This is a genomic window from Winogradskyella endarachnes, from assembly GCF_009741275.1.
Taxonomy (GTDB): Bacteria; Bacteroidota; Bacteroidia; order Flavobacteriales; family Flavobacteriaceae; genus Winogradskyella; species Winogradskyella endarachnes.
In genome coordinates, this window is the sequence record NZ_WOWS01000006.1 from 60,868 (window position 1) to 84,492 (window position 23,625).

Annotated in this window: 34 protein-coding genes; 5 read left to right on the forward strand and 29 right to left on the reverse strand. The window is 34.2% G+C overall.

All coding sequences use genetic code 11. The annotated features are described in order from the left end of the window. Positions 1-87: 87 nt before the first annotated feature. The 29 genes from rpsK to rpsL form a co-directional block, all read right to left on the reverse strand. On the reverse strand, positions 88-471 hold the full coding sequence (rpsK, locus tag GN138_RS13720; protein ID WP_115818536.1) for a 30S ribosomal protein S11: 384 nt from the start codon (positions 469-471) through the stop codon (positions 88-90). Between the two features lie 102 nt (positions 472-573). Continuing rightward, positions 574-948, reverse strand: a complete 375-nt coding sequence (gene rpsM / locus GN138_RS13725) for a 30S ribosomal protein S13 (RefSeq protein ID WP_157364580.1) — start codon at positions 946-948, stop codon at positions 574-576. A gap of 2 nt (positions 949-950) precedes the next feature. Next, positions 951-1,067, reverse strand: a complete 117-nt coding sequence (gene ykgO, locus GN138_RS13730; protein WP_008269159.1) for a type B 50S ribosomal protein L36 — start codon at positions 1,065-1,067, stop codon at positions 951-953. Between the two features lie 4 nt (positions 1,068-1,071). Next, positions 1,072-1,287 carry a translation initiation factor IF-1 gene (infA, locus tag GN138_RS13735; RefSeq protein WP_007094967.1) on the reverse strand — a complete coding sequence of 72 codons (216 nt, stop codon included), beginning with the start codon at positions 1,285-1,287 and terminating at the stop codon, positions 1,072-1,074. Between the two features lie 9 nt (positions 1,288-1,296). Then, positions 1,297-2,661 (reverse strand): preprotein translocase subunit SecY, encoded by a 1,365-nt coding sequence (secY, locus tag GN138_RS13740; protein ID WP_157364581.1) that lies wholly within the window; start codon positions 2,659-2,661, stop codon positions 1,297-1,299. Positions 2,662-2,671: 10 nt separating this feature from the next. Beyond that, a complete protein-coding gene (gene rplO, locus GN138_RS13745; RefSeq protein ID WP_157364582.1) occupies positions 2,672-3,124 on the reverse strand; it encodes a 50S ribosomal protein L15 in 453 nt (150 codons plus the stop codon). Positions 3,125-3,139: 15 nt separating this feature from the next. Beyond that, positions 3,140-3,319 (reverse strand): 50S ribosomal protein L30, encoded by a 180-nt coding sequence (gene rpmD, locus GN138_RS13750; RefSeq protein WP_008269164.1) that lies wholly within the window; start codon positions 3,317-3,319, stop codon positions 3,140-3,142. A 13-nt stretch (positions 3,320-3,332) separates the two neighbouring features. Then, positions 3,333-3,857, reverse strand: a complete 525-nt coding sequence (rpsE, locus tag GN138_RS13755; protein WP_157364583.1) for a 30S ribosomal protein S5 — start codon at positions 3,855-3,857, stop codon at positions 3,333-3,335. A gap of 6 nt (positions 3,858-3,863) precedes the next feature. After that, the gene (rplR, locus tag GN138_RS13760; RefSeq protein ID WP_157364584.1) at positions 3,864-4,220 is read right to left on the reverse strand and encodes a 50S ribosomal protein L18; all 357 of its coding nucleotides are present in this window, start codon (positions 4,218-4,220) and stop codon (positions 3,864-3,866) included. 10 nt (positions 4,221-4,230) lie between these two features. Beyond that, positions 4,231-4,773 carry a 50S ribosomal protein L6 gene (rplF, locus tag GN138_RS13765; RefSeq protein WP_157364585.1) on the reverse strand — a complete coding sequence of 181 codons (543 nt, stop codon included), beginning with the start codon at positions 4,771-4,773 and terminating at the stop codon, positions 4,231-4,233. A 12-nt stretch (positions 4,774-4,785) separates the two neighbouring features. Continuing rightward, entirely contained in the window at positions 4,786-5,184 is a 399-nt protein-coding gene (gene rpsH / locus GN138_RS13770; protein WP_157364586.1) for a 30S ribosomal protein S8, read from the reverse strand. A gap of 104 nt (positions 5,185-5,288) precedes the next feature. Next, entirely contained in the window at positions 5,289-5,558 is a 270-nt protein-coding gene (gene rpsN / locus GN138_RS13775; RefSeq protein ID WP_076620346.1) for a 30S ribosomal protein S14, read from the reverse strand. Positions 5,559-5,560: 2 nt separating this feature from the next. Next, complete coding sequence (gene rplE, locus GN138_RS13780) at positions 5,561-6,112, reverse strand: 50S ribosomal protein L5 (RefSeq protein WP_157364587.1); 552 nt, start codon at positions 6,110-6,112, stop codon at positions 5,561-5,563. Positions 6,113-6,114: 2 nt separating this feature from the next. After that, positions 6,115-6,426, reverse strand: coding sequence for a 50S ribosomal protein L24 (rplX, locus tag GN138_RS13785; RefSeq protein ID WP_157364588.1), 312 nt, complete (start codon positions 6,424-6,426; stop codon positions 6,115-6,117). Between the two features lie 12 nt (positions 6,427-6,438). Continuing rightward, the gene (gene rplN, locus GN138_RS13790; RefSeq protein ID WP_157364589.1) at positions 6,439-6,807 is read right to left on the reverse strand and encodes a 50S ribosomal protein L14; all 369 of its coding nucleotides are present in this window, start codon (positions 6,805-6,807) and stop codon (positions 6,439-6,441) included. Between the two features lie 2 nt (positions 6,808-6,809). Then, positions 6,810-7,067, reverse strand: a complete 258-nt coding sequence (gene rpsQ, locus GN138_RS13795) for a 30S ribosomal protein S17 (RefSeq protein ID WP_040756784.1) — start codon at positions 7,065-7,067, stop codon at positions 6,810-6,812. 17 nt (positions 7,068-7,084) lie between these two features. Beyond that, complete coding sequence (gene rpmC / locus GN138_RS13800; RefSeq protein WP_157364590.1) at positions 7,085-7,276, reverse strand: 50S ribosomal protein L29; 192 nt, start codon at positions 7,274-7,276, stop codon at positions 7,085-7,087. 12 nt (positions 7,277-7,288) lie between these two features. Continuing rightward, positions 7,289-7,708 carry a 50S ribosomal protein L16 gene (gene rplP, locus GN138_RS13805; RefSeq protein ID WP_157364591.1) on the reverse strand — a complete coding sequence of 140 codons (420 nt, stop codon included), beginning with the start codon at positions 7,706-7,708 and terminating at the stop codon, positions 7,289-7,291. 20 nt (positions 7,709-7,728) lie between these two features. After that, on the reverse strand, positions 7,729-8,445 hold the full coding sequence (rpsC, locus tag GN138_RS13810) for a 30S ribosomal protein S3 (RefSeq protein ID WP_157364592.1): 717 nt from the start codon (positions 8,443-8,445) through the stop codon (positions 7,729-7,731). A 9-nt stretch (positions 8,446-8,454) separates the two neighbouring features. Beyond that, complete coding sequence (gene rplV, locus GN138_RS13815) at positions 8,455-8,862, reverse strand: 50S ribosomal protein L22 (RefSeq protein ID WP_157364593.1); 408 nt, start codon at positions 8,860-8,862, stop codon at positions 8,455-8,457. Between the two features lie 5 nt (positions 8,863-8,867). Next, positions 8,868-9,146 (reverse strand): 30S ribosomal protein S19, encoded by a 279-nt coding sequence (rpsS, locus tag GN138_RS13820; protein ID WP_157364594.1) that lies wholly within the window; start codon positions 9,144-9,146, stop codon positions 8,868-8,870. A 10-nt stretch (positions 9,147-9,156) separates the two neighbouring features. Continuing rightward, positions 9,157-9,984, reverse strand: coding sequence for a 50S ribosomal protein L2 (gene rplB, locus GN138_RS13825; RefSeq protein WP_157364595.1), 828 nt, complete (start codon positions 9,982-9,984; stop codon positions 9,157-9,159). 11 nt (positions 9,985-9,995) lie between these two features. Then, entirely contained in the window at positions 9,996-10,286 is a 291-nt protein-coding gene (gene rplW, locus GN138_RS13830) for a 50S ribosomal protein L23 (protein ID WP_157364596.1), read from the reverse strand. Between the two features lie 5 nt (positions 10,287-10,291). Then, positions 10,292-10,921 carry a 50S ribosomal protein L4 gene (gene rplD, locus GN138_RS13835; RefSeq protein ID WP_157364597.1) on the reverse strand — a complete coding sequence of 210 codons (630 nt, stop codon included), beginning with the start codon at positions 10,919-10,921 and terminating at the stop codon, positions 10,292-10,294. Then, the gene (gene rplC, locus GN138_RS13840; protein ID WP_157364598.1) at positions 10,921-11,538 is read right to left on the reverse strand and encodes a 50S ribosomal protein L3; all 618 of its coding nucleotides are present in this window, start codon (positions 11,536-11,538) and stop codon (positions 10,921-10,923) included. Before rplC ends, rplD begins: the two co-directional genes overlap by 1 nt. A gap of 126 nt (positions 11,539-11,664) precedes the next feature. Next, positions 11,665-11,970, reverse strand: coding sequence for a 30S ribosomal protein S10 (rpsJ, locus tag GN138_RS13845; protein WP_007650482.1), 306 nt, complete (start codon positions 11,968-11,970; stop codon positions 11,665-11,667). Positions 11,971-11,981: 11 nt separating this feature from the next. Continuing rightward, entirely contained in the window at positions 11,982-14,108 is a 2,127-nt protein-coding gene (gene fusA, locus GN138_RS13850) for an elongation factor G (RefSeq protein ID WP_157364599.1), read from the reverse strand. Between the two features lie 3 nt (positions 14,109-14,111). Beyond that, positions 14,112-14,588 carry a 30S ribosomal protein S7 gene (gene rpsG, locus GN138_RS13855; RefSeq protein ID WP_157364600.1) on the reverse strand — a complete coding sequence of 159 codons (477 nt, stop codon included), beginning with the start codon at positions 14,586-14,588 and terminating at the stop codon, positions 14,112-14,114. Positions 14,589-14,610: 22 nt separating this feature from the next. Further along, complete coding sequence (rpsL, locus tag GN138_RS13860; protein ID WP_019386263.1) at positions 14,611-14,985, reverse strand: 30S ribosomal protein S12; 375 nt, start codon at positions 14,983-14,985, stop codon at positions 14,611-14,613. 255 nt (positions 14,986-15,240) lie between these two features. Between rpsL and GN138_RS13865 the strand changes: the two genes are divergently transcribed. The 5 genes from GN138_RS13865 (at position 15,241) to GN138_RS13885 (ending at position 23,614) form a co-directional block, all read left to right on the forward strand. Next, a complete protein-coding gene (locus GN138_RS13865; RefSeq protein ID WP_231743086.1) occupies positions 15,241-16,851 on the forward strand; it encodes a POTRA domain-containing protein in 1,611 nt (536 codons plus the stop codon). Positions 16,852-16,908: 57 nt separating this feature from the next. Continuing rightward, positions 16,909-17,643, forward strand: coding sequence for a 23S rRNA (guanosine(2251)-2'-O)-methyltransferase RlmB (gene rlmB, locus GN138_RS13870; RefSeq protein WP_157364602.1), 735 nt, complete (start codon positions 16,909-16,911; stop codon positions 17,641-17,643). Positions 17,644-17,842: 199 nt separating this feature from the next. Further along, positions 17,843-21,058: a SusC/RagA family TonB-linked outer membrane protein gene (locus GN138_RS13875; protein ID WP_157364603.1), complete on the forward strand. Its 3,216-nt coding sequence runs from the start codon at positions 17,843-17,845 to the stop codon at positions 21,056-21,058. A gap of 26 nt (positions 21,059-21,084) precedes the next feature. Further along, positions 21,085-22,722, forward strand: coding sequence for a SusD/RagB family nutrient-binding outer membrane lipoprotein (locus GN138_RS13880; protein ID WP_157364604.1), 1,638 nt, complete (start codon positions 21,085-21,087; stop codon positions 22,720-22,722). Between the two features lie 10 nt (positions 22,723-22,732). Next, positions 22,733-23,614 (forward strand): hypothetical protein, encoded by an 882-nt coding sequence (locus GN138_RS13885; protein WP_157364605.1) that lies wholly within the window; start codon positions 22,733-22,735, stop codon positions 23,612-23,614. Positions 23,615-23,625: the final 11 nt, after the last annotated feature.

Sequence of the window (23,625 nt, forward strand, 5' to 3'; positions counted from 1 at the left end):
TACATTTTTTATGAATGATATTAGTTTACTTATAGTTTTGAGTATATATCTAACTTATTAAAGTTAGGGTACTGAATATATTTCAGATTAAACTCTACGTCTTTTTGGAGGACGACAACCATTATGTGGCATTGGAGTTACATCAATAATTTCTGAAACTTCGATACCTGCGTTGTGTATAGATCTAATAGCAGATTCTCTACCATTACCAGGACCTTTGACATACGCCTTAACTTTCTTTAATCCAGCTTCTTTTGCTACACCTGCAGCATCTTCTGCAGCTAATTGTGCAGCGTATGGCGTGTTCTTTTTAGAACCTCTGAATCCCATTTTACCTGCTGATGACCAAGAAATAACGTCACCCTTTTTATTTGTTAAAGAAATAATAATGTTATTAAATGAAGCTGTTATATGTGCTTCACCAATTGCATCTACAATTACTTTACGTTTTTTAGTACTTGACTTTGCCATGTTTACTTTTAGTTTTTAGTTTTAGTATATAGTCGCTAGAATCCTAAACCTTAAAATTTCAAACAGATTCTTTCCAACGTCTAAAGACCAAAGACTATTTTATTATTTAGTTACTTTCTTTTTATTAGCAACCGTTTTTCTTCTACCTTTTCTAGTACGAGAATTATTCTTAGTACGTTGACCTCTTAACGGAAGTCCAACTCTATGACGAATACCTCTATAACATCCAATATCCATTAATCGCTTAATGTTCATTTGAGTCTCAGAACGTAATTCACCTTCAATTGTGAATGTCCCAACGGCGTCACGGATTGCTCCAATTTCGTCATCAGTCCAGTCTTGTACTTTAGTGCTTTCGTCTACTTTAGCCATTGCTAAAATATCTTTCGCTCTACTTCTACCTACTCCGTAGATATAAGTTAAAGAGATAACTCCTCTTTTCTGTTTTGGTATGTCTACACCTGCAATTCTTGCCATAATTACCCTTGTCTTTGTTTGAATCTAGGATTCTTTTTGTTAATGACGTAAAGTCTACCTTTTCTGCGCACTAATTTACAATCTGCGCTTCTTTTCTTTACTGATGCTCTAACTTTCATCGTATTAGTATCTATAAGTTATTCGAGCCTTAGTTAAATCGTAAGGACTCATTTCTAATTTCACCTTATCACCTGGTAACAACTTAATGTAATGCATACGCATCTTACCAGAGATATGTGCAGTCACTATATGACCATTTTCTAATTCTACGCGAAACATAGCATTAGATAATGCCTCAATAATTGTTCCGTCTTGTTCTATTGCTGCTTGTTTTGCCATAATAATATCTTATTGCGCAACCGCTTTTCTGTTTTTACCAGTCTTCATTAAACCATCATAATGCTTATTTAATAAATAAGAATTAATCTGTTGCATAGTATCTATTGCCACACCTACCATAATTAATAGAGATGTACCACCAAAAAATAATGCCCAACCTGCTTGTACCTTCATTAAATTCATAACTATAGCAGGAAAAATTGCCACTAATGCTAAGAATATAGAGCCAGGTAAAGTAATTTGAGACATAATTTTATCTAAATATTCTGACGTTTCTGATCCAGGACGTATACCTGGAATAAATCCTCCGCTACGTTTTAAATCATCTGCCATTTTATTTGTAGGTACAGTAATTGCTGTATAAAAGTATGTGAATATAATGATTAATAAAGCAAACATTAAGTTATACCAAAAACCAAACATATCTGCAAAATTAGCTTGCATCCATACACCAGCAGTTGTATCTTTTAACCAAGAAGAACTACCAATTAAACCTGGTACAAACATAATAGCTTGTGCAAAGATAATAGGCATTACACCTGAAGCATTTAATTTTAGTGGTAAAAATTGCCTAGAACCAAAAACATTTTTTTCGTAACCACCAGAAGCAGTTCTTCTAGCGTACTGAACCGCAATCTTTCTTACAGCCATTACTAAAAATATAGATGCTAGGATTATTAAGAACCATATTACTAGTTCTATTAATATCATCATAAATCCACCATTACCACCTTCTAATCTAGAAGCTGCATTTTGTATAAATGATGCAGGCAATGTTGCAATAATACCAACCATAATTAATAATGAAATACCATTACCAATTCCCTTATCTGTAATTTTTTCACCTAACCACATTGCAAATACACAACCTGTTACTAAAATAATTACAGAAGAGAAATAAAAAATACTCTCACTAAACCCTGATACTAACAAAGAACTCATTGAAGAAGCACCAGATAATCCAGGAATACTAGCTAAATAACCAGGCGCCTGTACCAAACAAATACCAATGGTTAACCATCTCGTTATTTGAGTAATTTTTTTCTGACCGCTAGCTCCTTCTTTTTGAAGCTTTTGTAAATAAGGAATCGCAATACCCATTAACTGAACTACAATTGAAGCCGATATGTAAGGCATAATACCTAAAGCAAATACAGAAGCATTTGCAAAAGCACCTCCTGTAAAGGCATTTAGTAATCCTAAAAGACCACCTGTAGTTCCATCTTGTAAACCACCTAAAGCATCGACATTAATACCAGGTAATACAACCTGAGCACCAAAACGATAAACCAAAAGTAAACCTAAGGTTAGAATAATTCTATCCTTAAGTTCTGTGATTTTCCAAACGTTTTTTAATGTTTCTATTATTTTCATCCTATAAATCTTATAAAGTTACAGCTTCACCACCAGCTGCTTCAATTGCAGCTTTTGCAGTAGCAGTAAATTTATGAGCAGTTACTGTTAATTTAGTTTTTAACTCTCCTCTACCTAAAATTTTAACTAGTTCATTTTTCCCAGCTAATCCCATAGATACTAAAGACTCAAAGTCAACACTATCTTTAATCTTCTTTTCATCCACTAACTTTTGTAACGTATCTAGGTTTATACCTTGATACTCTACTCTATTAATGTTAGTAAAACCAAATTTAGGCACACGTCTTTGTAATGGCATTTGACCACCTTCAAATCCTAATTTCTTAGAATAACCTGAACGAGATTTTGCTCCCTTGTGACCACGTGTAGCCGTACCACCTTTTCCAGAACCTTGTCCACGTCCAATACGTTTTCCTTGACTTTTTACTGAACCTTCTGCAGGTTTTAAATTACTTAAATCCATTGTTAAGTTATATTATTAAGCTTCCTCTACAGAAACTAAGTGTTCAACTTTCTTAACCATACCAAGAATATTTGGTGTGGCATCGTGCTCTACTACTTGACCAATCTTTTTTAAACCTAAAGCTAATAATGTTAACTTTTGTCTTTTAGTACGATTGATTGCACTTTTTACTTTCTTTACCTTAATCTTTGCCATCTTATACTATCGATTATCCGTTAAATACTTTTTCAAGTGAAATACCACGTTCTTTAGCTACAGACTTAGCATCTCTTAATTGTAATAAAGCATCAAAAGTTGCCTTTACTACGTTATGAGGATTTGAAGACCCTTGAGACTTAGATAACACGTCATGGACTCCAACAGCTTCAAGTACAACTCTCACTGCACCACCAGCTATAACTCCTGTACCTGGTGCAGCTGGTATTATGTTTACTCTTGCCCCACCATATTTACCTTTTTGTTCATGTGGTAAAGTACCTTTTATAATTGGTATTCTTACTAAGTTTTTCTTAGCATCTTCTACAGCTTTTGCAATTGCGGTAGCAACATCTTTTGATTTACCTAAACCATGCCCTACAACATTTGTTTCGTCACCTACAACAACAATTGCAGAAAAACCAAATGCTCTACCACCTTTTGTTACTTTAGTTACACGCTGTACACCAACTAAACGGTCCTTTAAATCTAATCCGCCTGGTTTAACAAGCTCTGCGTTTTTATATTTTTGATACATAATGTCTTAAAATTTAAGTCCTGCTTCTCTAGCACCTTCTGCTAATGATTTTACTCTTCCATGATATAAGTAACCACCTCTATCAAAAGAAATAGTTTCAATACCAGCTTTCAAAGCTTTTTCTCCAATAGACTTACCAACTAAAGTTGCTATTTCTGTTTTGTTTCCCTTAGCTTTAGCTATATCTTTATCTCTTGAGGACGCAGCAGCTAAAGTTTTACCAGAAACGTCATCTACAACTTGAGCATAAATTTCTTTATTACTTCTAAAAACAGCTAATCTTGGTTTTGTTTCAGTACCAGATACTACTTTACGTATTCTGTTTTTAATTCTTAATCTTCTTTCGTTCTTTGTCAATGCCATAACTTAATTATTACGCTGATTTACCTGCTTTTCTTCTAATTTCTTCACCAACAAACTTAATACCTTTTCCTTTGTAAGGTTCTGGTTTTCTGAAGCCACGAATCTTAGCAGCAACTTGACCAACTAATTGTTTATCAAAAGAAGTTAATTTTACTATTGGATTTTTACCTTTTTCAGAAATTGTCTCAACTTTCACTTCTGGTGCAATGTCCATAACAATATTATGAGAAAATCCTATGGCTAAATCTAATTTCTGTCCTTGATTAGACGCTCTATAACCTACACCAACTAATTCTAACTCTTTAGTCCATCCTTTAGACACGCCTTCTATCATATTAGCAATTAACGCTCTATATAGACCATGTTTTGCTCTCTGATCTTTTCTCTCCGAAGAACGAGTTAAAGTAATTGTACCGTCTTCTATAGTAATATCAACATCAGAGTAAGGTTGAGTTAATTCTCCTAACTTACCTTTTGCTGTAATTACATTATCTTTAATTTCTACAGTTACACCTTCAGGAACTGTGATTGGGCTTTTACCTATTCTTGACATAATTTCCTGTTTTTAGTAAACGTAACATAATACTTCGCCACCAACATTTTCTCTTTGCGCTTGCTTACCAGTCATCACACCGTGAGACGTAGAAACAATTGCAATACCTAAACCGTTTAAGATTCTTGGCATTTCGTTAGCACCAGCATATTTACGTAAACCTGGTTTACTGATTCTTTGAATTTTTTTAATGACTGACTCTTTAGTCTCCTTACTGTACTTCAAAGCAATTTTGATAGTACCTTGTACTGTTGAATCGTCAAATTTATAACTTAAAATATATCCTTGATCGAATAATATTTTAGTTATTTCCTTTTTTAAGTTAGATGCAGGAATTTCTACCACTCTGTGGTTAGCTTTCACAGCATTTCTAACTCGCGTTAAATAATCCGCTATTGGATCTGTGTACATAGTTTTAAATTTTGGAAAATGGTTTTCGAAATTCTCGAACCTAAATTCCGATTATACAATAATTATATTGATAATTGTACTGAAGCTTATTCGCTTCGTAAATTTTACCAACTTGCTTTCTTTACACCAGGAATTAACCCTTTATTAGCCATTTCTCTAAACATTACACGAGAGATCCCAAATTGTCTCATATAACCTTTTGGTCTTCCTGTAAGTTTACAACGGTTGTGCATGCGTATTGGTGATGCGTTTTTTGGTAACTTTTGTAATGCTTCATAATCTCCTGCCTCTTTTAAAGCCTTTCTCTTCTCAGCATATTTAGCTACAGTCTTTGCACGCTTCACCTCACGAGCTTTCATTGATTCTTTAGCCATACTTAATTCTTTTTAAATGGTAATCCTAGTTCTGTTAATAAAGACTTCGCTTCTTTGTCTGTTTCAGCAGAAGTCACAAATGTAATATCCATTCCTGAAATTTTATTGATTTTATCAATATCAATTTCTGGAAAAATGATTTGTTCTGTAATACCTAAGTTATAATTTCCACGACCATCAAAACCATTAGCCTTAATTCCGCTGAAATCTCTAACTCTAGGTAAAGCTGAAGTTACTAAACGATCTAAAAATTCGTACATTTGCTCACCTCTTAATGTTACTTTAGCGCCAATAGGCATTCCTTTACGTAACTTAAAAGAAGCAACATCCTTTTTAGACATAGTTTGTATAGCTTTCTGTCCGGATATTTTTGTAAGTTCTTCTACCGCGTGATCAATTAATTTCTTATCAGCAACAGCGGCACCAACACCTTTAGATATAACTATCTTAGTTAGTTTTGGTACTTGCATTACATTTTTATATCCAAATTCTTCTGTAAGAGCAGAAACAATTTTGTCCTGATACTCTTGTTTTAATCTTGCAACGTAAGCCATAATTAAATTACTTCATTAGATTTCTTAGAAAATCTCACTTTATTATCACCATCCATTCTATAACCAACTCTTGTTACTTCTCCTTTTGAAGTTAACAATGCTAAATTAGAAATATGAATTGATGCTTCCTTCTCTACGATGCCACCTTGAGGGTTTTGTGCACTTGGTTTAGTATGTTTTTTAACCATGTTAACACCTTCTACAATGGCTTTGTTCTTATCTATTAATACTTTAAGCACTTTACCTTCAGAACCTTTATGGTCTCCAGCAACTACCTTTACCGTATCTCCTGATTTTATTTTAAGCTTTGTCATTTTATTTATCAATTAAAGCACTTCTGGTGCCAATGATACAATTTTCATGAATTGTTTATCACGAAGTTCTCTAGCTACAGGACCAAAAACACGAGTTCCTCTCATTTCCCCTTGAGGGTTTAAAAGTACACATGCATTGTCATCAAATCTAATATAAGATCCATCTGGACGTCTTACTTCTTTAGAAGTACGTACAACAACTGCTGTTGAAACAGCACCTTTTTTGATGTTTCCGTTAGGTGTTGCATCTTTTACCGATACTACAATTTTATCACCTACAGAAGCGTATCTTCTTTTAGTTCCTCCTAGTACACGGATCGTTAAAACTTCCTTTGCACCAGTATTATCAGCTACTTTTAATCTTGATTCTTGTTGTACCATAATTACTTCGCTCTTTCAATTATTTCTACTAATCTCCAACATTTAGATTTACTTAAAGGTCTTGTTTCCATGATCTTTACAGTATCACCTTCGTTGCAGTCATTTGTCTCATCGTGTGCAACATATTTCTTTGTTTTTAACACGAATTTTCCATACATAGGGTGTTTTACTTTTTTAACCTCTGAAACAACAATAGATTTCTCCATTTTGTTACTAGTTACGATCCCTATACGTTCTTTTCTTAAGTTTCTTTTTTCCATCTTTCAGCAGAATACAATTATTGTACGTCTCTTTTAGTTAATTCAGTTGCCATTCTAGCTAATGCACGACGAGCGACACGTAACTGAATAGGATTGTCTAAAGGAGAAATAGTATGAGCCATTTTTAGGTCTGTATAACTCTTTTTAGTCTCACTAAGTTTCTCTTGTAACTCAGCTGTTGAAAGCTGTTTAATTTCTGATTGCTTCATAATATTTTTTTATTAAGCTTCGTAATCTCTAGCTATGATAAACTTAGTTTTTACCGGAAGTTTCTGTGCTGCTAAACGTAAAGCTTCTTGAGCTATGTCTAATGGCACACCACTTATTTCAAATAATATACGTCCTGGTTTAACAACTGCTGCCCAATATTCAACACCACCTTTACCTTTACCCATACGTACTTCAAGAGGCTTTTTTGTAATAGGCTTGTCTGGAAATATTTTAATCCACAATGACCCTTCTCTCTTCATGTAACGAGTTGCTGCAATACGTGCTGCTTCTATTTGACGTGCAGTGATAAAAGTTGACTCTAGAGACTTAATACCGAAAGTACCATTTGATAATAAATGACCTCTTCCTGCATTACCCTTCATGCGCCCTTTTTGCTGCTTACGAAATTTTGTTCTTTTAGGCTGTAACATTTTTTCTTTTCTTTAAAAAATTACTTTCTACGACGAGATTGGTTCTTGTTTCCACCGCGTCCACCTTTACCTTTTTGTTTAGATAATCCAACTAATGGAGAAAGTTCCCTTTTACCATATACTTCGCCTTTCATTATCCAAACTTTGATGCCCAATCTACCATAAGTAGTATGTGCTTCTACAAGAGCATAATCAATATCTGCTCTAAATGTAGATAAAGGAATACGTCCTTCTTTATAGTGCTCAGAACGTGCCATTTCAGCACCATTTAAACGACCACTAATCTGAATTTTAATCCCTTCTGCATTCATACGCATAGCAGCTGCAATAGCCATCTTAATAGCACGTCTGTAAGAAATTCTACTTTCTATTTGACGCGCAACACTTGCCGCTACTAAGTATGCATCTAGTTCAGGTCTTTTAATTTCAAAGATGTTCAATTGAACCTCTTTACCAGTAATCTTCTTAAGCTCTTCTTTTAACTTATCTACCTCTTGCCCACCTTTTCCAATAATAATACCAGGTCTAGCAGTAGTGATAGTAACGGTTACAAGTTTAAGCGTACGCTCAATAATTACTCTACTTACACTAGCTTTAGATAAACGCGCGTGAACGTATTTTCTAATCTTATCGTCTTCGGCAAGTTTGTCACCATAATCGTTTCCTCCGTACCAGTTAGACTCCCATCCTCTGATAATTCCTAAGCGATTTCCGATTGGATTTGTCTTTTGTCCCATATCTCTATCTTAGCTTTGTGTTTTATTTAATGCATCTACAACCACAGTTACATGGTTAGATCTTTTTCTAATTCTATGTGCTCTACCTTGAGGTGCTGGTCTTAAACGCTTAAGCATAGCTCCTCCATCTACTCTTATCTCTTTAATAAAAAGATTAGCTTCTTCCACATCTGCATCTTCATTTTTAGCTTGCCAGTTTGCAATTGCAGACATTACAAGTTTTTCTAAACGACGAGAGGCTTCTTTTTGGCTAAATCTAAGAATCTGAAGAGCTTTCTCTGCCTTTTCACCTCTTACTAAATCCGCTACTAAACGCATTTTTCTTGGTGATGTAGGACAGTTATTTAGCTTAGCAAAAGCAACCTGCTTTTTTTCAGCCTTAATAGCTTCCGCCATTTGTTTTTTACGACTTCCCATGATTCTTATTTTTTACCTTTATTCTTAGCACCTGCATGACCTCTAAAAGATCTTGTTGGTGAAAATTCTCCTAATTTATGACCTACCATATTTTCAGTAACATATACTGGAACAAATTGACGACCATTATGAACTGCTATAGTCTGACCAACGAAATCTGGTGAAATCATTGATGCCCTAGACCAAGTTTTAATTACCGTCTTTTTGTTTGAAGCTACATTATCTGCAACTTTTTTCTCTAATTTATAGTGGATATAAGGTCCTTTTTTTAATGAACGTGCCATACTATCTTAATTATTTCTTTCTACGTTCTACAATATACTTATTACTCGCCTTCGTCTTAGAACGTGTTCTAAATCCTTTAGCAGGAACACCGTTTCTATTTCTTGGATGTCCACCTGAAGATTTACCTTCACCACCACCCATTGGGTGATCAACTGGATTCATTACAACTGGTCTTACTCTTGGACGTCTACCTAACCATCTACTTCTACCTGCTTTTCCAGATACTAATAATTGATGATCAGAGTTAGAAACAACTCCTATTGTAGCCATACAAGTAACTAAAATCATTCTAGTTTCACCAGATGGTAATTTTACTGTAGCAAACTTATCACCTCTTGCCATTAGCTGAGCAAATGCTCCAGCACTACGAGCCATAACAGCTCCTTGACCAGGACGTAATTCAATACATGAAATAATTGTACCTAAAGGTATTTCACTTAATGGCATTGCGTTTCCAATTTCTGGAGCAATACCTGTCTCACCAGACACAATATTTTGTCCTACTTGTAAACCATTTTGAGCAATAACATAACGTTTCTCACCATCTTGGTAATTAAGTAAAGCAATAAATGCTGTTCTGTTTGGATCATATTCAATTGACTTAACTTCAGCAGGAATTCCTGCCTTGTTACGTTTAAAATCAATAATACGATAACGTTTCTTGTGACCTCCACCTAATTGGCGCATGGTCATCTTTCCTTGACTGTTTCTACCACCAGATCTTTTTTTCGGAGCAAGCAAGCTTTTCTCCGGCTTATCAGTAGTTATGGCGTCAAATCCATTTACTACTCTAAATCGCTGAGCTGATGTGATCGGTTTTAATTTTCTTACTGACATTAATATATAAATTACATGTTAGTGTATAAATCTATTACTTCACCTTCCGCCAGTTGTACAATTGCCTTTTTTACAGCATTTGTTTTACCATGTTGAATACCAGTCTTTGTATGACGTGTTCTTCTATCTGGACGGACATTTATTGTACGAACCTTTTCTACAGAAACTCCATAAGCAGCCTCTACCGCTTTTTTGATTTCTACCTTGTTCGCCTTAGTATTCACTTCAAATGCATAAGCATTTAACAACTCGCTTTGCATAGTTGCTTTTTCTGTGATTATAGGTTTTATTAAGATACTCATCTGTTCTATTTACTTAAATTCGATTCAATTCCTTCTAATGCACTTTCAATAAGAATAACTTTATTAGCATTCATTATTTTATAAGTGCTTAATTCTGAAGCAGTTACCACTTCTGAACCTTTAAAATTACGTGATGACAAATATACATTATTATTTGACCCACCCAACACAATAAGAGATTTTTTGTTTTCAACCTCTAATGCCTTTAAAACATTGACAAAGTTTTTAGTTTTTGGAGCTTCAAAATTGAAGTCTTCCATAACTAAAATTGAATTGTCATTTGCTTTAATACTCAATGCTGATTTACGTGCTAATCGCTTTAAACTTTTATTTAGTTTAAAGCCATAGTTTCTTGGTCTAGGACCAAACATACGTCCACCACCTTTAAATACACCAGACTTAATAGAACCAGCACGTGCTGTACCTGTTCCTTTTTGTTTTTTAATCTTACGTGTACTACCAGCAATCTCTGCTCTTTCTTTAGCCTTATGCGTTCCTTGTCTTTGATTTGCTAAGTATTGCTTAACATCTAAATAGACAGCATGATTATTAGGCTCTATAGCGAATACGTCTGTAGAAAGCTCTGCTTTTCTTCCCGTATCTTTTCCGTTTATATCTAAAACTGCTACCTTCATTACTTCTCAATGATTACATAAGAATTCTTGTGACCAGGAACACATCCTTTTACAACAAGTAAGTTCTTTTCAGCAACTACTTTGTAAACTCTTAAATTTTGAACTTTTACTGTTTCACCACCCATTCTTCCGGCCATTTTCATTCCTTTGAATACTCTCGCAGGATAAGAAGCTGCACCAATAGAACCAGGAGCTCTTAAACGGTTATGTTGACCATGCGTTGCTTGACCCACACCACCAAATCCGTGACGTTTTACCACACCTTGAAAACCTTTACCTTTTGAAGTTCCTGAAATATCAACAAACTCTCCTTCAGTAAATTGTTCTACTGTGATTGCATCTCCTAATTTGTACTCCGAATCAAAACCTTTGAATTCAACAACTTTGCGTTTTACAGAAGTACCCGCTTTTTTAGCATGACCTAAGTCTGCTTTAGTAGCGCTTTTTTCTGTCGCGTCATCGAAACCTAATTGAAGGGCTGAATAACCATCCACTTCTTCAGTTCTGACTTGGGTAACGATACATGGTCCAGCTTCGATTACTGTACATGGAATGTTCTTTCCATTTTCATCGAAAATGCTGGTCATACCGATTTTTTTTCCAATTAACCCAGACATATTTATTATTTATTAATTATTACTATTTGTTATTCAAAATTCAAGGCTGAAAAATACGTTTCAGCCTTGAATTGTATTTTTTACCGTTTTTCCTTCGCCCGCAGCTTAGGACATGTTACTGTGCAATTACACTTTAATTTCAACCTCTACTCCACTTGGTAATTCAAGCTTCATTAAAGCATCAATTGTTTTAGAAGATGAAGAGTATATATCTAATAACCTCTTGTAAGAGCTTAATTGAAATTGTTCTCTAGACTTCTTATTTACGTGAGGTGAACGTAACACAGTGAAAATTTTCTTGTGAGTTGGTAACGGAATAGGTCCTGTTACAACCGCACCTGTACTCTTTACTGTTTTTACAATCTTATCAGCAGACTTGTCTACTAAATTGTGATCGTAAGATTTTAATTTTATTCTGATTTTCTGACTCATTTTCTTAAGATTTACGATTCAACGCCTTTAGCAGCTTTAATTACTTCTTCTGATATATTAGAAGGTGTTTCAGCATAGTGTGAAAATTCCATAGTTGAAGTTGCTCTACCAGAAGATAACGTTCTTAAAGTAGTTACATATCCAAACATTTCAGATAACGGAACAGTTGCTTTTACAGTTTTTGCACCAGCTCTATCTCCCATTTCACTTACTTGTCCTCTTCTTCTATTTAAGTCACCTACAATATCACCCATGTTTTCTTCTGGTGTGATAACTTCCAATTTCATAATTGGCTCCATAATTACAGCTTTAGCAGCTTTAGCTGAATTTTTAAATCCTAATTTTGCCGCTAATTCGAATGATAATTGATCTGAATCCACATCATGATAAGAACCATCAGTTAGAGTTACTTTCATAGCATCTACTTCATAACCTGCTAAAGGTCCATTAACCATTGCCATTTTAAAACCTTTTTCTATTGAAGGGATAAATTCTTTAGGAACGTTACCACCCTTAATTTCAGAAACAAACTCTAAACCAACTTTTCCTTCTTCAGCTGGTTCTAATGTAAAGACAATATCAGCAAATTTACCACGACCACCAGATTGTTTCTTATAAACTTCTCTGTGCTCTGCTCTTTTAGTAATCGCTTCTTTGTACTCAACTTGAGGTTGACCTTGATTTACTTCAACCTTAAACTCACGCTTAAGACGATCAACAATAATATCTAAGTGAAGCTCACCCATTCCAGAAATAATAGTCTGTCCTGAAGCCTCATCAGTTCTTGCTGTAAATGTTGGATCTTCTTCGGCTAGTTTAGCTAAAGCCATACCTAACTTATCAACATCTGCTTTAGTCTTAGGCTCAACTGCGATACCAATTACCGGATCAGGGAAGTCCATAGACTCTAAAACTATAGGATGTTTTTCATCAGACATGGTATCACCAGTCTTAATATCTTTAAATCCTACTGCTGCTCCAATATCACCTGCTTCGATAAAATCAATAGCATTTTGCTTATTTGAGTGCATTTGATATATCCTAGATATACGTTCTTTTTTACCAGAACGATTATTCAAAATATAAGAACCTGCATCTAGACGACCAGAGTATGCTCTAAAGAATGCTAAACGACCAACAAAAGGATCTGTAGCAATTTTAAATGCTAAGGCCGCAAATGGTTCTTTAACATCTGGCTTACGCAATTCTTCTTCATCTGTATTTGGATTAGTACCTACAATACCCTCCTTATCAGTTGGAGAAGGTAAATAACGACATACAGCATCTAACAAGAACTGAACCCCTTTGTTTTTAAACGCAGAACCACAAATCATTGGAATAATAGCCATGTCCATTACAGCAGCTCTAAGCGCAGCGTGCACTTCATCTTCTGTAATAGAATCCTCATCTTCCATGAATTTTTCTAAAAGATTTTCATCGTAAGTTGCTACTTCTTCAATTAAAAGCGCACGGTACTTACGAGCTTCTTCTTTCATATCTTCAGGAATATCAATTACGTCAAACGTAGACCCCTGAGTTTCATCGTGCCATACAATAGCACGGTTTTTTACTAAATCAATAATACCTTTAAAGTCTGCTTCGTCACCAATATTTAACACAATTGGCACTGCATTAGACTTTAACATATCTTTTACCTGCTGGCAAACTGCTAAGAAATTAGACCCTTGACGATCCATTTTATTAACAAAACCAATACGAGGAACTTTATAATTATCTGCAAGTCTCCAATTAGTTTCAGATTGTGGCTCAACACCATCAACTGCACTAAATAAAAATACTAAACCATCTAAAACACGTAATGAACGGTTTACCTCTACGGTAAAGTCAACGTGGCCAGGAGTATCAATAATATTAAAGTGATAATCCTTAGTTTGAGGTGTTGGTTTTGCGTTTTCTAACGGAAACTTCCAAGTACAAGTAGTAGCAGCAGAAGTAATTGTAATACCTCTTTCTTGCTCTTGCTCCATCCAGTCCATTGTTGCCGCACCATCGTGAACTTCTCCAATTTTATGAGAAACCCCAGTGTAATATAGGATACGCTCTGTAGTTGTTGTTTTACCAGCATCTATATGTGCTGCAATACCAATGTTTCTTGTGAATTTTAAATCTCTTGCCATTTCTTAAAATCTAAAGTGTGAGAATGCTTTATTTGCTTCTGCCATTTTATGCGTATCTACTCTTTTCTTAACAGCAGCTCCTTCTTCTTTAGCTGCAGATAAAATTTCCGAAGCTAAACGTTGCGCCATAGATTTTTCGTTTCTTTTACGAGAATAGCCTATTAACCATTTCATCGCAGTTGAAACCTTACGATCTGGACGAATCTGCATCGGTATTTGAAATGTAGCACCACCAACACGACGACTACGTACTTCGACGTGAGGCATTACGTTAGATAGAGCTTCTTTCCAAATCTCTAAAGCTGTTTTTTCGTCATCATTTTTTTTCTCCTCAACAATATCAATTGCATCATAGAATACTTTAAAAGCTACAGACTTCTTACCGTCCCACATCATCATGTTAACAAAACGTGTCACTAACTGATCATTAAATCTTGGGTCTGGTAAAAGCGGTCTCTTTTTTGCTGCTCTTTTTCTCATGTCTTCTTCTTAAAGTTTTAAATTACTTCTTAGGGCGTTTTGCACCATACTTAGATCTACGTTGTGTTCTTCCAGATACACCTGCTGTATCTAAAGCACCACGAACGATGTGATATCTAACTCCTGGTAAATCTTTTACCCTTCCACCTCTAACCAATACTATCGAGTGCTCTTGTAAATTGTGACCTTCTCCACCGATGTATGCATTTACTTCGTTTCCGTTTGTTAAACGAACCCTTGCCACCTTACGCATTGCTGAGTTTGGTTTTTTAGGTGTCGTTGTATAAACACGAGTACATACACCACGTCTCTGAGGACACGAATCTAAAGCAGCCGATTTACTCTTCTTGGTTATTTTGGCTCTTCCTTTTCGTACTAATTGTGAAATTGTTGGCATATATTTCTATATAAAATTTTATTAACCCTCACTTTTGAGGGCTGCAAAGGTATGAATTAATATCTATTATTCAAATACTTGGGAATTAATTTTCAAAAGATTTATAAACTTTCATTTCTTGAGTATATTTTATCCGTTATTTTTACGTTGTTATAAAAGTTACACTATTTAGTATTCATGCCATTTTACAAAAGATTTTTTTTTACTATTGTTATACTGATTTTTTCAAATCACAGCATAGCTCAATCCATAAATTTGAAGATTACTGGTGAAACTATTGAGAAAACTACCATAATCGACTCTATTTCCTATAAAAAACAATTTTCTAATTATCAGAATTTAAAAGCCGAAGTTTCAATATTAAAACAACTACTTACAAAGCAAGGCTATATAGATACCTCTATTGAAAAAATCGCTAAAATTAATGATTCACTATTTGAAGCTAAACTCTACTTGGGAAATAAAATCAAAAAACTGCGACTCTTTATAAATTCAGAACTTAAACAAAACCACCCAAACCTTCTAACTAATTACAATGACAAAAATTACATAGATATTGAGATTAAAGATTTAAACACCTATCTAAACAACCTTAATCTTAAAATGACTGAAAATGGCGACCCTTTTTCTAGTCTGCAACTAATTAACCATACCAAATTAACGACAGACATCATTTCTGCGGAACTTATAATCAATTCTAACAAAAAAAGACGAATTGATCATATTATTATTAAAGGCTATGAAAAATTCCCAAAATCATATCTTACATATTTTTTAAAATTGAAATCAGGAAAAACTTTTAACCTAAACACTATTAAAAAAAAGACTGAACTTTTAAATAATTTACAATTCGCAAATAAAATTAAAGACCCTGAAGTTCTTTTTACAGAAGATTCTACATCCTTATATATATATGTAGAAAAAAGCAAGACTAATATTTTTGATGGATTTTTAGGATTTGGAACCAATGAAGACACAAACAAAATTGAGTTCGATGGCTATTTAGATTTAAGATTAATAAATAATCTTAATTACGGAGAAACTTTAAACCTATATTATAAAAGCGACGAGATAGACCAACAAACCCTAAAAATAGACACTGAATTACCCTATATCTTTTCTTTACCTATTGGAATCCAAATAGGATTAAACCTATTTAGAAAAGACTCTACATTTTTAAACGCAAGCCAATATGCTAAAATTAATTACCTGATTAATCCCCGAAATAAAGTTAGTATTGGAATTAGCTCTACAAAATCTACAAATCTATTGGAGTCTGATTCCGATATTTTAAATGATTATACTGCAAATTATTACACCATTCAATACAACCACCTAAAAACAGAACCCACAGACCTTTTGTTTCCAATTAACTTTTGGTTTAATTTTTTATCTGGCTATGGTAATCGCGATAATAATTTAGGCTCACAAAAACAATCTATCTTTACTTTAGATACTTATAAAATTTTCAACCTAAATAGGAAGAATAGCATTTACACCAGACTAAATAGCGCTAAATTAACCTCAGATAATTATTTAGACAATGAACTGTTTCGATTTGGAGGCATTAATTCTATACGAGGGTTTGAAGAAAATAGTATAGTTGCCCATCTTTATAGTGTTTTAAACACCGAATATAGATATCGCTTAAGCAATTCGCTTTATGTGCATTCTGTTTTTGATGCTGCCTATTTTGAAAACAAACTTAACGACAGCAAAGAAAAACTTTTTGGATTTGGTTTTGGTATTGGCTTAATTACCAATGCTGGTTTATTCCGTTTAAATTACTCTAGCGGTAAAACAGAAAATACTTCTTTTAAATTATCAGATTCTAAAGTGCATTTAAGTTTAACAGCTAGTTTTTAATTCTGTTTCAATACATTTGCACATTATACACATTTAATTTTAGGATATTTTATATACATGAAAGACGAAACCACAATTTTTGGCATAAGAGCTATTATTGAAGCCATAAAATCAGGTAAAACTATTGATAAGGTATTTTTGCAAAAAGGACTACATGGCGACCTCTTTAAAGAATTAGAGAGTATTATACGTTTGGAGAGCATTAACTCATCTTATGTACCTGTAGAAAAACTGAATCGTTTAGCAAAAGGCAATCATCAAGGTGCTGTAGCACAAATATCTCCAATTGAATTTCATGATATTGATGATCTAGTATCGAGTGTTCTTGAGTCTGACCAAATGCCATTATTTTTATTATTAGATCAGTTAAGCGATGTTAGAAATTTTGGCGCAATTGTAAGAACGGCAGAATGTACTGGTGTTAATGGTATAATTATTCAGAAAAAAGGTGGTACACCAATAAATGGAGACACTATAAAAACCAGTGCTGGTGCCATATTTAAAATACCTATTTGCAAAGTAGACCATATAAAGGATGCTGTTTTCCATATGCAATCGTCAGGTATTAGAGTAATAGCAGCTACTGAAAAAGCTGAAAATTATTTGTATGATATTTCATTTAAAGAACCTTGTGCAATAATCATGGGTTCTGAAGGCAGAGGAATTAACCCTTCAGTTTTAAAAGTCGTAGATCATCAAGCTAAACTTCCTATTCTAGGAGACATTGAATCTTTAAATGTTTCTGTAGCCTGTGGTGCGTTTTTATACGAAGCTGTTAGGCAACGTTTTTAATTTTGAAAAACAATGTTAATTTTTTATTAACAAAATGTTAATTAGCAGTGAATTCACTTAGGTTAAATTCGCAATTATCATATTTTCAAATATTTAAGTAATTAAATAGATAATCGTTAAATAATTAACACATTATTGCAATATAACCATAGGAATAACTATGTTTTCTTTAGATTTTTGTTAAAATTTTAACAGAAATATGAAAACAAAATTAAAATTAATCTTAACGCTCTTCATGGCGTTTGTTGTGCATATATCATTTGCACAGGAGAAAACAATCACAGGAAAAGTAACAGACGAATCTGGAATTCCCTTACCAGGTGTAACAGTTTTGGTAAAAGGAACAAGTAATGGTGTACAAACAGATTTTGATGGCAATTATTCTATTACAACAAACACAGGATCTATAATTGCTTTTAGCTACGTCGGTTACACAACAGAAGAAATTACCGTTAGCGACACTACAACAATCAACATTGTATTAACAGAAGATGTAGCCATGTTAGATACCGTTGTTGTGACCGCCTTAGGTATTAAAAAAGAAAAAAGTTCTCTTGGTTATGCCGTTTCAGAAGTAAAAGGTGAAGAGTTAAGTCAACAACCTGAAGGTGATGTTGGTAGACTACTTAGAGGAAAAGCAGCCGGTGTTGCGGTAACAAGTACTAACGGTACTTCTGGTTCTGCAACAAATATGGTAATTAGAGGGTTTACTTCTATTTCTGGTTCTAACCAACCGCTCTTTATTGTAGACGGAGTACCATTTAACTCAGACACAAACTCTCAAAACTCTTATATAGATGGCTCAACAGAATCTAGCAGAATGTTAGATTTAGACCCAAATAATATTGTGAGCGTCAATGTATTAAAGGGGTTAAGTGCCTCTACACTATATGGAGACAGAGGAAGAAATGGAGTTATATTAATTACCACAAAAAACGGTAGTTTTGGAAATTCTGAAAAAACAACAGTAGACATTTCTAGTTCTGTGTTTTTCTCTACACCGCACTTACCTAATTATCAAGATGAGTTTGGAGGTGGTTTTAACCAAGAGTTCGGCTGGTTTTTTAGTAATTGGGGACCTGCATTTACAGATACCAACCCTGACGTTTATGGATCTTATTTTAATTCTGTAGTAGACGGTCAAGTATATGTAAATCACCCTTTTGCAACTAATGTAGCTCAAGATTACATTATAGGTTACGAAGATTTAGCAGCATCTCCATATGCCTACAAACCGTACGATAGCGTAGAAAACTTCTTTAGAACTGGAGTTTCAACAAATCAATCAGTTGCAGTGCAAGGTGGCACATCTAATGTAAAATATAGCGTTAATTATAGCAAGCTAAATGATAGCGGTTTTACACCTGGCAATGAATTATCTAGAGACAATTTTGGTGTTGGTGGAAGAATTAAAAAAGGGAATCTCACAGTAAGAGGAACTTTAAACTACAGCAAAACAGATTACAAATCACCTCCTATTGCAGCATCTAATGGTAGTGGTGTAATTGGTGATGGCACTTCAATTTTTGGTGACATTATGTACACACCTAGAAATGTAGATTTATTAGGAATCCCATACGAAAGAGCCGATGGAGGTTCTTTATATTATAGAGAAACCAATGGTATTCAACATCCACTTTGGACGGTAAAAAATTCTAAAACTGGACAGCTGGTAAATCGTATTTATGGAAGTTTTAACGTAAATTATAAACTTTCTGAAGCTTTAAGCTTAAACTATAAATATGGTTTAGACACTTACACAGAGAATGGGTTTTATTCACAAAACAAAGGTGGAATTGACGGAGAAACAACAGGTATTTTAAGAACTACATCAGGTACAAGTAATTTTTTAGACCATACCTTAGCAGCAACCTACAATAAAGATATTACGGATAAATTAAATCTATCAGTTTTAATAGGAGCTAATGCAACCAGAAGTACTTATGAGAGAGATGGTATAGAAAGTACAAACCAAATTGTTTTTGGTGTACAAAAACACTATAACTATATTAACAATTCATCGGTTAATTCATACTCTGGAGCAGACATTCAATATGAAAGTGAAAGAAACACTGTTGGTTTATATATAGACACTACACTTGGATATGAAAATTATTTATATTTAAATCTAGCAGCTAGAAATGACTGGACTTCTACTTTAGAAATTGATAACAACCGAATTTTTTATCCTTCAGCTAGTGTGTCATTTATTCCAACAGCAGCCTTTGATAATTTAGTAGGTAATGGTGACTTTGGTTTAAATTATTTAAAACTACGTTTAGGTTATGGAACATCATCTGGTTTCCCACCTGTATATACCACTAGAAATACATTGTCTCTAAACGCAAGAGAATTTGTAACGAGTGAGGGTGACGTAATTTCGTCCAATGCAACTTCTAATTTCCTTGGTAACCCGAATTTAAATCCAGAATTAGTATCTGAATTAGAATTCGGTATTGATTCAAGATTTTTTAATAATAGAGTTGGCCTTAACTTAAGTTTATTCCGTAAAGAAACTACGGATTTATTAACCCAAAGAGAACTAGACCCATCTACTGGTTTTACAGCAACCTATATTAATGGTGGTAGCCTAGAAGTTAAAGGACTAGAATTAGATTTAAATGTAGATTGGTTTAAAAATAGAGATGGTTTCAGCTGGAATACAGGTGTAACATTTTACAGCGACGAAACAGAAATCACGGAATTACCAGACGGAATTGATATGATATTTTTAAATAGTGGATTGAATGCTGCTATAGAAGGAGAAGCTTTTGGTGTTATAGTAGGAAGTCAAGTTGAAAGAAATGATGCAGGTGAAGCAATAGTTGGGTCTGACGGTAACTACGTCGTAACCTCAGAAACAGATTTAATAATTGGTGATCCAAATCCTGATTACACAAGCACTATTACCAATACATTTTCTTACAAAAACTTATCATTATCTGTAGGTCTTAATTATAGAAAAGGAGGAGACATTTATTCTATTACCGCAGCTACCCTAGTTAATAGAGGTTTAGTAGATTTTCCATTAGATAGATACGGAACATATATTTTACCAGGCGTTTATGCTGATGGAACACCTAACACTACTCAAATAAATGCCACTGACGTTGCTTTTGACAACTGGCTATATGGCGCTAATGAATACAGAGTGTTTGATGGTACAACTATTAGGTTAAATGAAGTTTCTTTAAGTTACAGATTACCAAGTAATGTTTTAGAAAAAACACCTTTCTCTGCAATCTCAATTACAGCAAGCGGATCAAACCTATGGTATAGAGCAGTTAACATGCCAAAAGATGTTAATTTCGATACTAACTCATCTAGTGCTGGTGTAGGAAACTCTTTAGGTATAGACTATCTAACAGGGCCTAGTGCAGCGCGTTATGGATGTAGCGTAAAACTTTCTTTTTAAAAATATTTATTTAAAGTATTAATATTATGTATAGAAAAAACAAAATAAAACTTTTTGCATTTCTTTTTCTTATTCTCAATCTTTCTTGCGAGACTACAGAATTAGAATTATTAACAGACCCAAATGCCTTGAGTCCTGAGGAATCTGATATAGATTTTTTCTTAAACTCAGTGCAAATAGATATGGCTAATTTTTTTGAAGCTGTTTCAGAACCAGGAATGGAAACAACAAGAATTATTCATATGTACGGACCATTTTATGACAATGCATATACAGCCTCAGATTTTAATACTGCATGGAGCTACGTCTATGCCGGCGCTTTAGCAGATATTAGAACGTATACACCAATTGCATTAGAACAAGAACTATATACACATGTAGCTATTGGTCAAATTATTGAAGCTCATATGATGGCAACATTAGTAGATTACTTTGGCGACGTTCCATATTCTGAAGCTATCAATTCTTCTATTCTAAACCCTAACGCAGATAGTGGTGCGGATATTTATGCAGCCCTACAATTGCTATTAGATGACGCCATTCTTAATTTAAATAAAACAGAGGCTGAATTACCTTCAGATGATTTATTCTATGATGGTGACGAATCTAAATGGATAAAATTAGCAAATACATTAAAAATTAAATTATACTTACAATCTAGATTAGTAAATGAAGCGGAATCAATAGCGGGTATTAACACTATTATTAGTAGCGGTGATTATATCACAGATGCTTCAGATGATTTTATTTTTACATGGTCTACCAATGATAGTGCTCCAGACAGCCGTCACCCAATTTTTTCAAGAAACTTTGATGATGGTGGTAACATCACAGATTACATGTCTAACCACTACATGAATGAACTACGAGAAGGACAATCTGTAGAAGACCCGAGATTAAGATATTACATTTACAGACAACGTTCATATAGCGCAGAAAACACCACAGAACAAGAATGCTACGGAACTTTACCTCCAAGCTGGTACGGATTTTCTATTCCATATTGTTCATTAGATGAAGGTTACTGGGGAAGAGACCATGGTAACGACAGTGGAATTCCACCAGATACTGGAGGAAGAGCTACTTGGGGAGTTTACCCTATCGGTGGAAATTTTGACGACAATTCTTTTGAATCTATAACCACTAGAGATATAGCCACACAAGGACAAGGAATATCCCCTATTATGTTATCTAGCTATGTACAATTTATGTTAGCTGAAGCTAGCTTAGAATTAGGTACAACAGGTAATGCCGCAACCTACTTAGAAAATGGGATAACCCAATCTATAAATAAAGTTATGGATTTTGGAGCAGCATATGCAGACCCAACATATACGCCAAGCGCAACAGATGTAGCAGATTATATTACTGCTGTTACAGATGGATACGCATCAGCTACATCTGATGACGATAAACTAAATATTATTGTTAAAGAATATTTCCTGGCTCTATACGGAAATGGTATTGAAGCATATAACACCTACAGAAGAACAGGTAAACCAGATGCTTTACAACCTTTATTACTAGAAGACACAAACATGTTCTTGAGATCTTTTTATTATCCTTCAGACTATGTAAATTTAAATTCTAACGCAACACAAAAATCTGATGTACTCCAAAAAGTATTTTGGGACACAAACCCAGATACAGATTTCATAAATTAAAAAAAAACTCATGAAAAAATTATTTTATTTTTTAACTATTTTAAGCTTACTTTTCTTTACATCATGTGAAGATGAAGATTTAAATAAGCTAGACGTCAGCTCGTACACTGAAGGTGCTGTACTAACAGAAGTTGAAATAATCAGCACAGATATAGACAAAGGAGATCCCGCTGCTTCAGAAATTAGTGTTATAGTCTATTTTAACGATTTTAATGACAATGACACTATGGATTTTGTTAATGTTTATGTAGAATTTGCAGACACTACTCCTATTGATAACGAAGTAATAACCGTAGATGAAATGTATTTAAAAACCATAGATGCAAGTGAGTTTATTGTAGATGATAGTTCAGGTTATCCAACTTCAGAAATTACGGTAACAGGGGAAGAAGCTTTAACTGCATTGGGTATTGAATCTTCTGTTTTAGATGGAGGAGATATAATCATTGTGCGTTACGAGTTAGTTTTAACTGATGGAAGTATATATTCTTCAGATAACGTTGGTGTTAATGTAGCCAGCACCTCTCACAGTACACCATTTAGATATTCTGGTACTGTTGTATGTTTAGCTCCAAGTCCATTACCTAGTACATTAGTTGGATCTTGGACTATAGAAGGACAAGATTCTTATGGTGATGGATGGAATGGAGCGTCTATTGATATTACAGTAGACGGTACTACAACATCATACGGTATGACCTCTGGGTCTGACATTATCCATACAGTTACTATTCCTGATGGTTCGAATGAATTTAGTTGGGAATTTGTAAGCGGCTCTTGGGACAGTGAAGTTACCTTCCAAATTTATGCTCCAAGCGGCAACTTAGTTGGTGATTTTGGCCCATCCCCTACTGCTGGACCTATCCCTATTAACCTATGTAATGACCTCTAATATATATTTCT

Coding starts and splice junctions, on each gene's coding strand:
- rpsK (WP_115818536.1), bottom strand. CDS start 471: ATGGCAAAGTCAAGTACTAAAAAACGTAAAGTAATTGTAGATGCAATT.
- rpsM (WP_157364580.1), bottom strand. CDS start 948: ATGGCAAGAATTGCAGGTGTAGACATACCAAAACAGAAAAGAGGAGTT.
- ykgO (WP_008269159.1), bottom strand. CDS start 1,067: ATGAAAGTTAGAGCATCAGTAAAGAAAAGAAGCGCAGATTGTAAATTA.
- infA (WP_007094967.1), bottom strand. CDS start 1,287: ATGGCAAAACAAGCAGCAATAGAACAAGACGGAACAATTATTGAGGCA.
- secY (WP_157364581.1), bottom strand. CDS start 2,661: ATGAAAATAATAGAAACATTAAAAAACGTTTGGAAAATCACAGAACTT.
- rplO (WP_157364582.1), bottom strand. CDS start 3,124: ATGGATTTAAGTAATTTAAAACCTGCAGAAGGTTCAGTAAAAAGTCAA.
- rpmD (WP_008269164.1), bottom strand. CDS start 3,319: ATGGCAAAGATTAAGGTAAAGAAAGTAAAAAGTGCAATCAATCGTACT.
- rpsE (WP_157364583.1), bottom strand. CDS start 3,857: ATGTATCAAAAATATAAAAACGCAGAGCTTGTTAAACCAGGCGGATTA.
- rplR (WP_157364584.1), bottom strand. CDS start 4,220: ATGGCATTGACAAAGAACGAAAGAAGATTAAGAATTAAAAACAGAATA.
- rplF (WP_157364585.1), bottom strand. CDS start 4,773: ATGTCAAGAATAGGTAAAAGCCCAATCACAGTTCCTGAAGGTGTAACT.
- rpsH (WP_157364586.1), bottom strand. CDS start 5,184: ATGTACACAGATCCAATAGCGGATTATTTAACGCGAGTTAGAAATGCT.
- rpsN (WP_076620346.1), bottom strand. CDS start 5,558: ATGGCTAAAGAATCAATGAAAGCTCGTGAGGTGAAGCGTGCAAAGACT.
- rplE (WP_157364587.1), bottom strand. CDS start 6,112: ATGGCTTACGTTGCAAGATTAAAACAAGAGTATCAGGACAAAATTGTT.
- rplX (WP_157364588.1), bottom strand. CDS start 6,426: ATGACAAAGCTTAAAATAAAATCAGGAGATACGGTAAAGGTAGTTGCT.
- rplN (WP_157364589.1), bottom strand. CDS start 6,807: ATGGTACAACAAGAATCAAGATTAAAAGTAGCTGATAATACTGGTGCA.
- rpsQ (WP_040756784.1), bottom strand. CDS start 7,067: ATGGAAAAAAGAAACTTAAGAAAAGAACGTATAGGGATCGTAACTAGT.
- rpmC (WP_157364590.1), bottom strand. CDS start 7,276: ATGAAGCAATCAGAAATTAAACAGCTTTCAACAGCTGAGTTACAAGAG.
- rplP (WP_157364591.1), bottom strand. CDS start 7,708: ATGTTACAGCCTAAAAGAACAAAATTTCGTAAGCAGCAAAAAGGGCGC.
- rpsC (WP_157364592.1), bottom strand. CDS start 8,445: ATGGGACAAAAGACAAATCCAATCGGAAATCGCTTAGGAATTATCAGA.
- rplV (WP_157364593.1), bottom strand. CDS start 8,862: ATGGGAAGTCGTAAAAAACAAATGGCGGAAGCTATTAAGGCTGAAAAA.
- rpsS (WP_157364594.1), bottom strand. CDS start 9,146: ATGGCACGTTCATTAAAAAAAGGACCTTATATCCACTATAAATTAGAG.
- rplB (WP_157364595.1), bottom strand. CDS start 9,984: ATGTCAGTAAGAAAATTAAAACCGATCACATCAGCTCAGCGATTTAGA.
- rplW (WP_157364596.1), bottom strand. CDS start 10,286: ATGAGTATCTTAATAAAACCTATAATCACAGAAAAAGCAACTATGCAA.
- rplD (WP_157364597.1), bottom strand. CDS start 10,921: ATGAAGGTAGCAGTTTTAGATATAAACGGAAAAGATACGGGAAGAAAA.
- rplC (WP_157364598.1), bottom strand. CDS start 11,538: ATGTCTGGGTTAATTGGAAAAAAAATCGGTATGACCAGCATTTTCGAT.
- rpsJ (WP_007650482.1), bottom strand. CDS start 11,970: ATGAGTCAGAAAATCAGAATAAAATTAAAATCTTACGATCACAATTTA.
- fusA (WP_157364599.1), bottom strand. CDS start 14,108: ATGGCAAGAGATTTAAAATTCACAAGAAACATTGGTATTGCAGCACAT.
- rpsG (WP_157364600.1), bottom strand. CDS start 14,588: ATGAGAAAAAGAGCAGCAAAAAAGAGACCGCTTTTACCAGACCCAAGA.
- rpsL (WP_019386263.1), bottom strand. CDS start 14,985: ATGCCAACAATTTCACAATTAGTACGAAAAGGAAGAGCCAAAATAACC.
- rlmB (WP_157364602.1), top strand. CDS start 16,909: ATGAAAGACGAAACCACAATTTTTGGCATAAGAGCTATTATTGAAGCC.
- GN138_RS13875 (WP_157364603.1), top strand. CDS start 17,843: ATGAAAACAAAATTAAAATTAATCTTAACGCTCTTCATGGCGTTTGTT.
- GN138_RS13880 (WP_157364604.1), top strand. CDS start 21,085: ATGTATAGAAAAAACAAAATAAAACTTTTTGCATTTCTTTTTCTTATT.
- GN138_RS13885 (WP_157364605.1), top strand. CDS start 22,733: ATGAAAAAATTATTTTATTTTTTAACTATTTTAAGCTTACTTTTCTTT.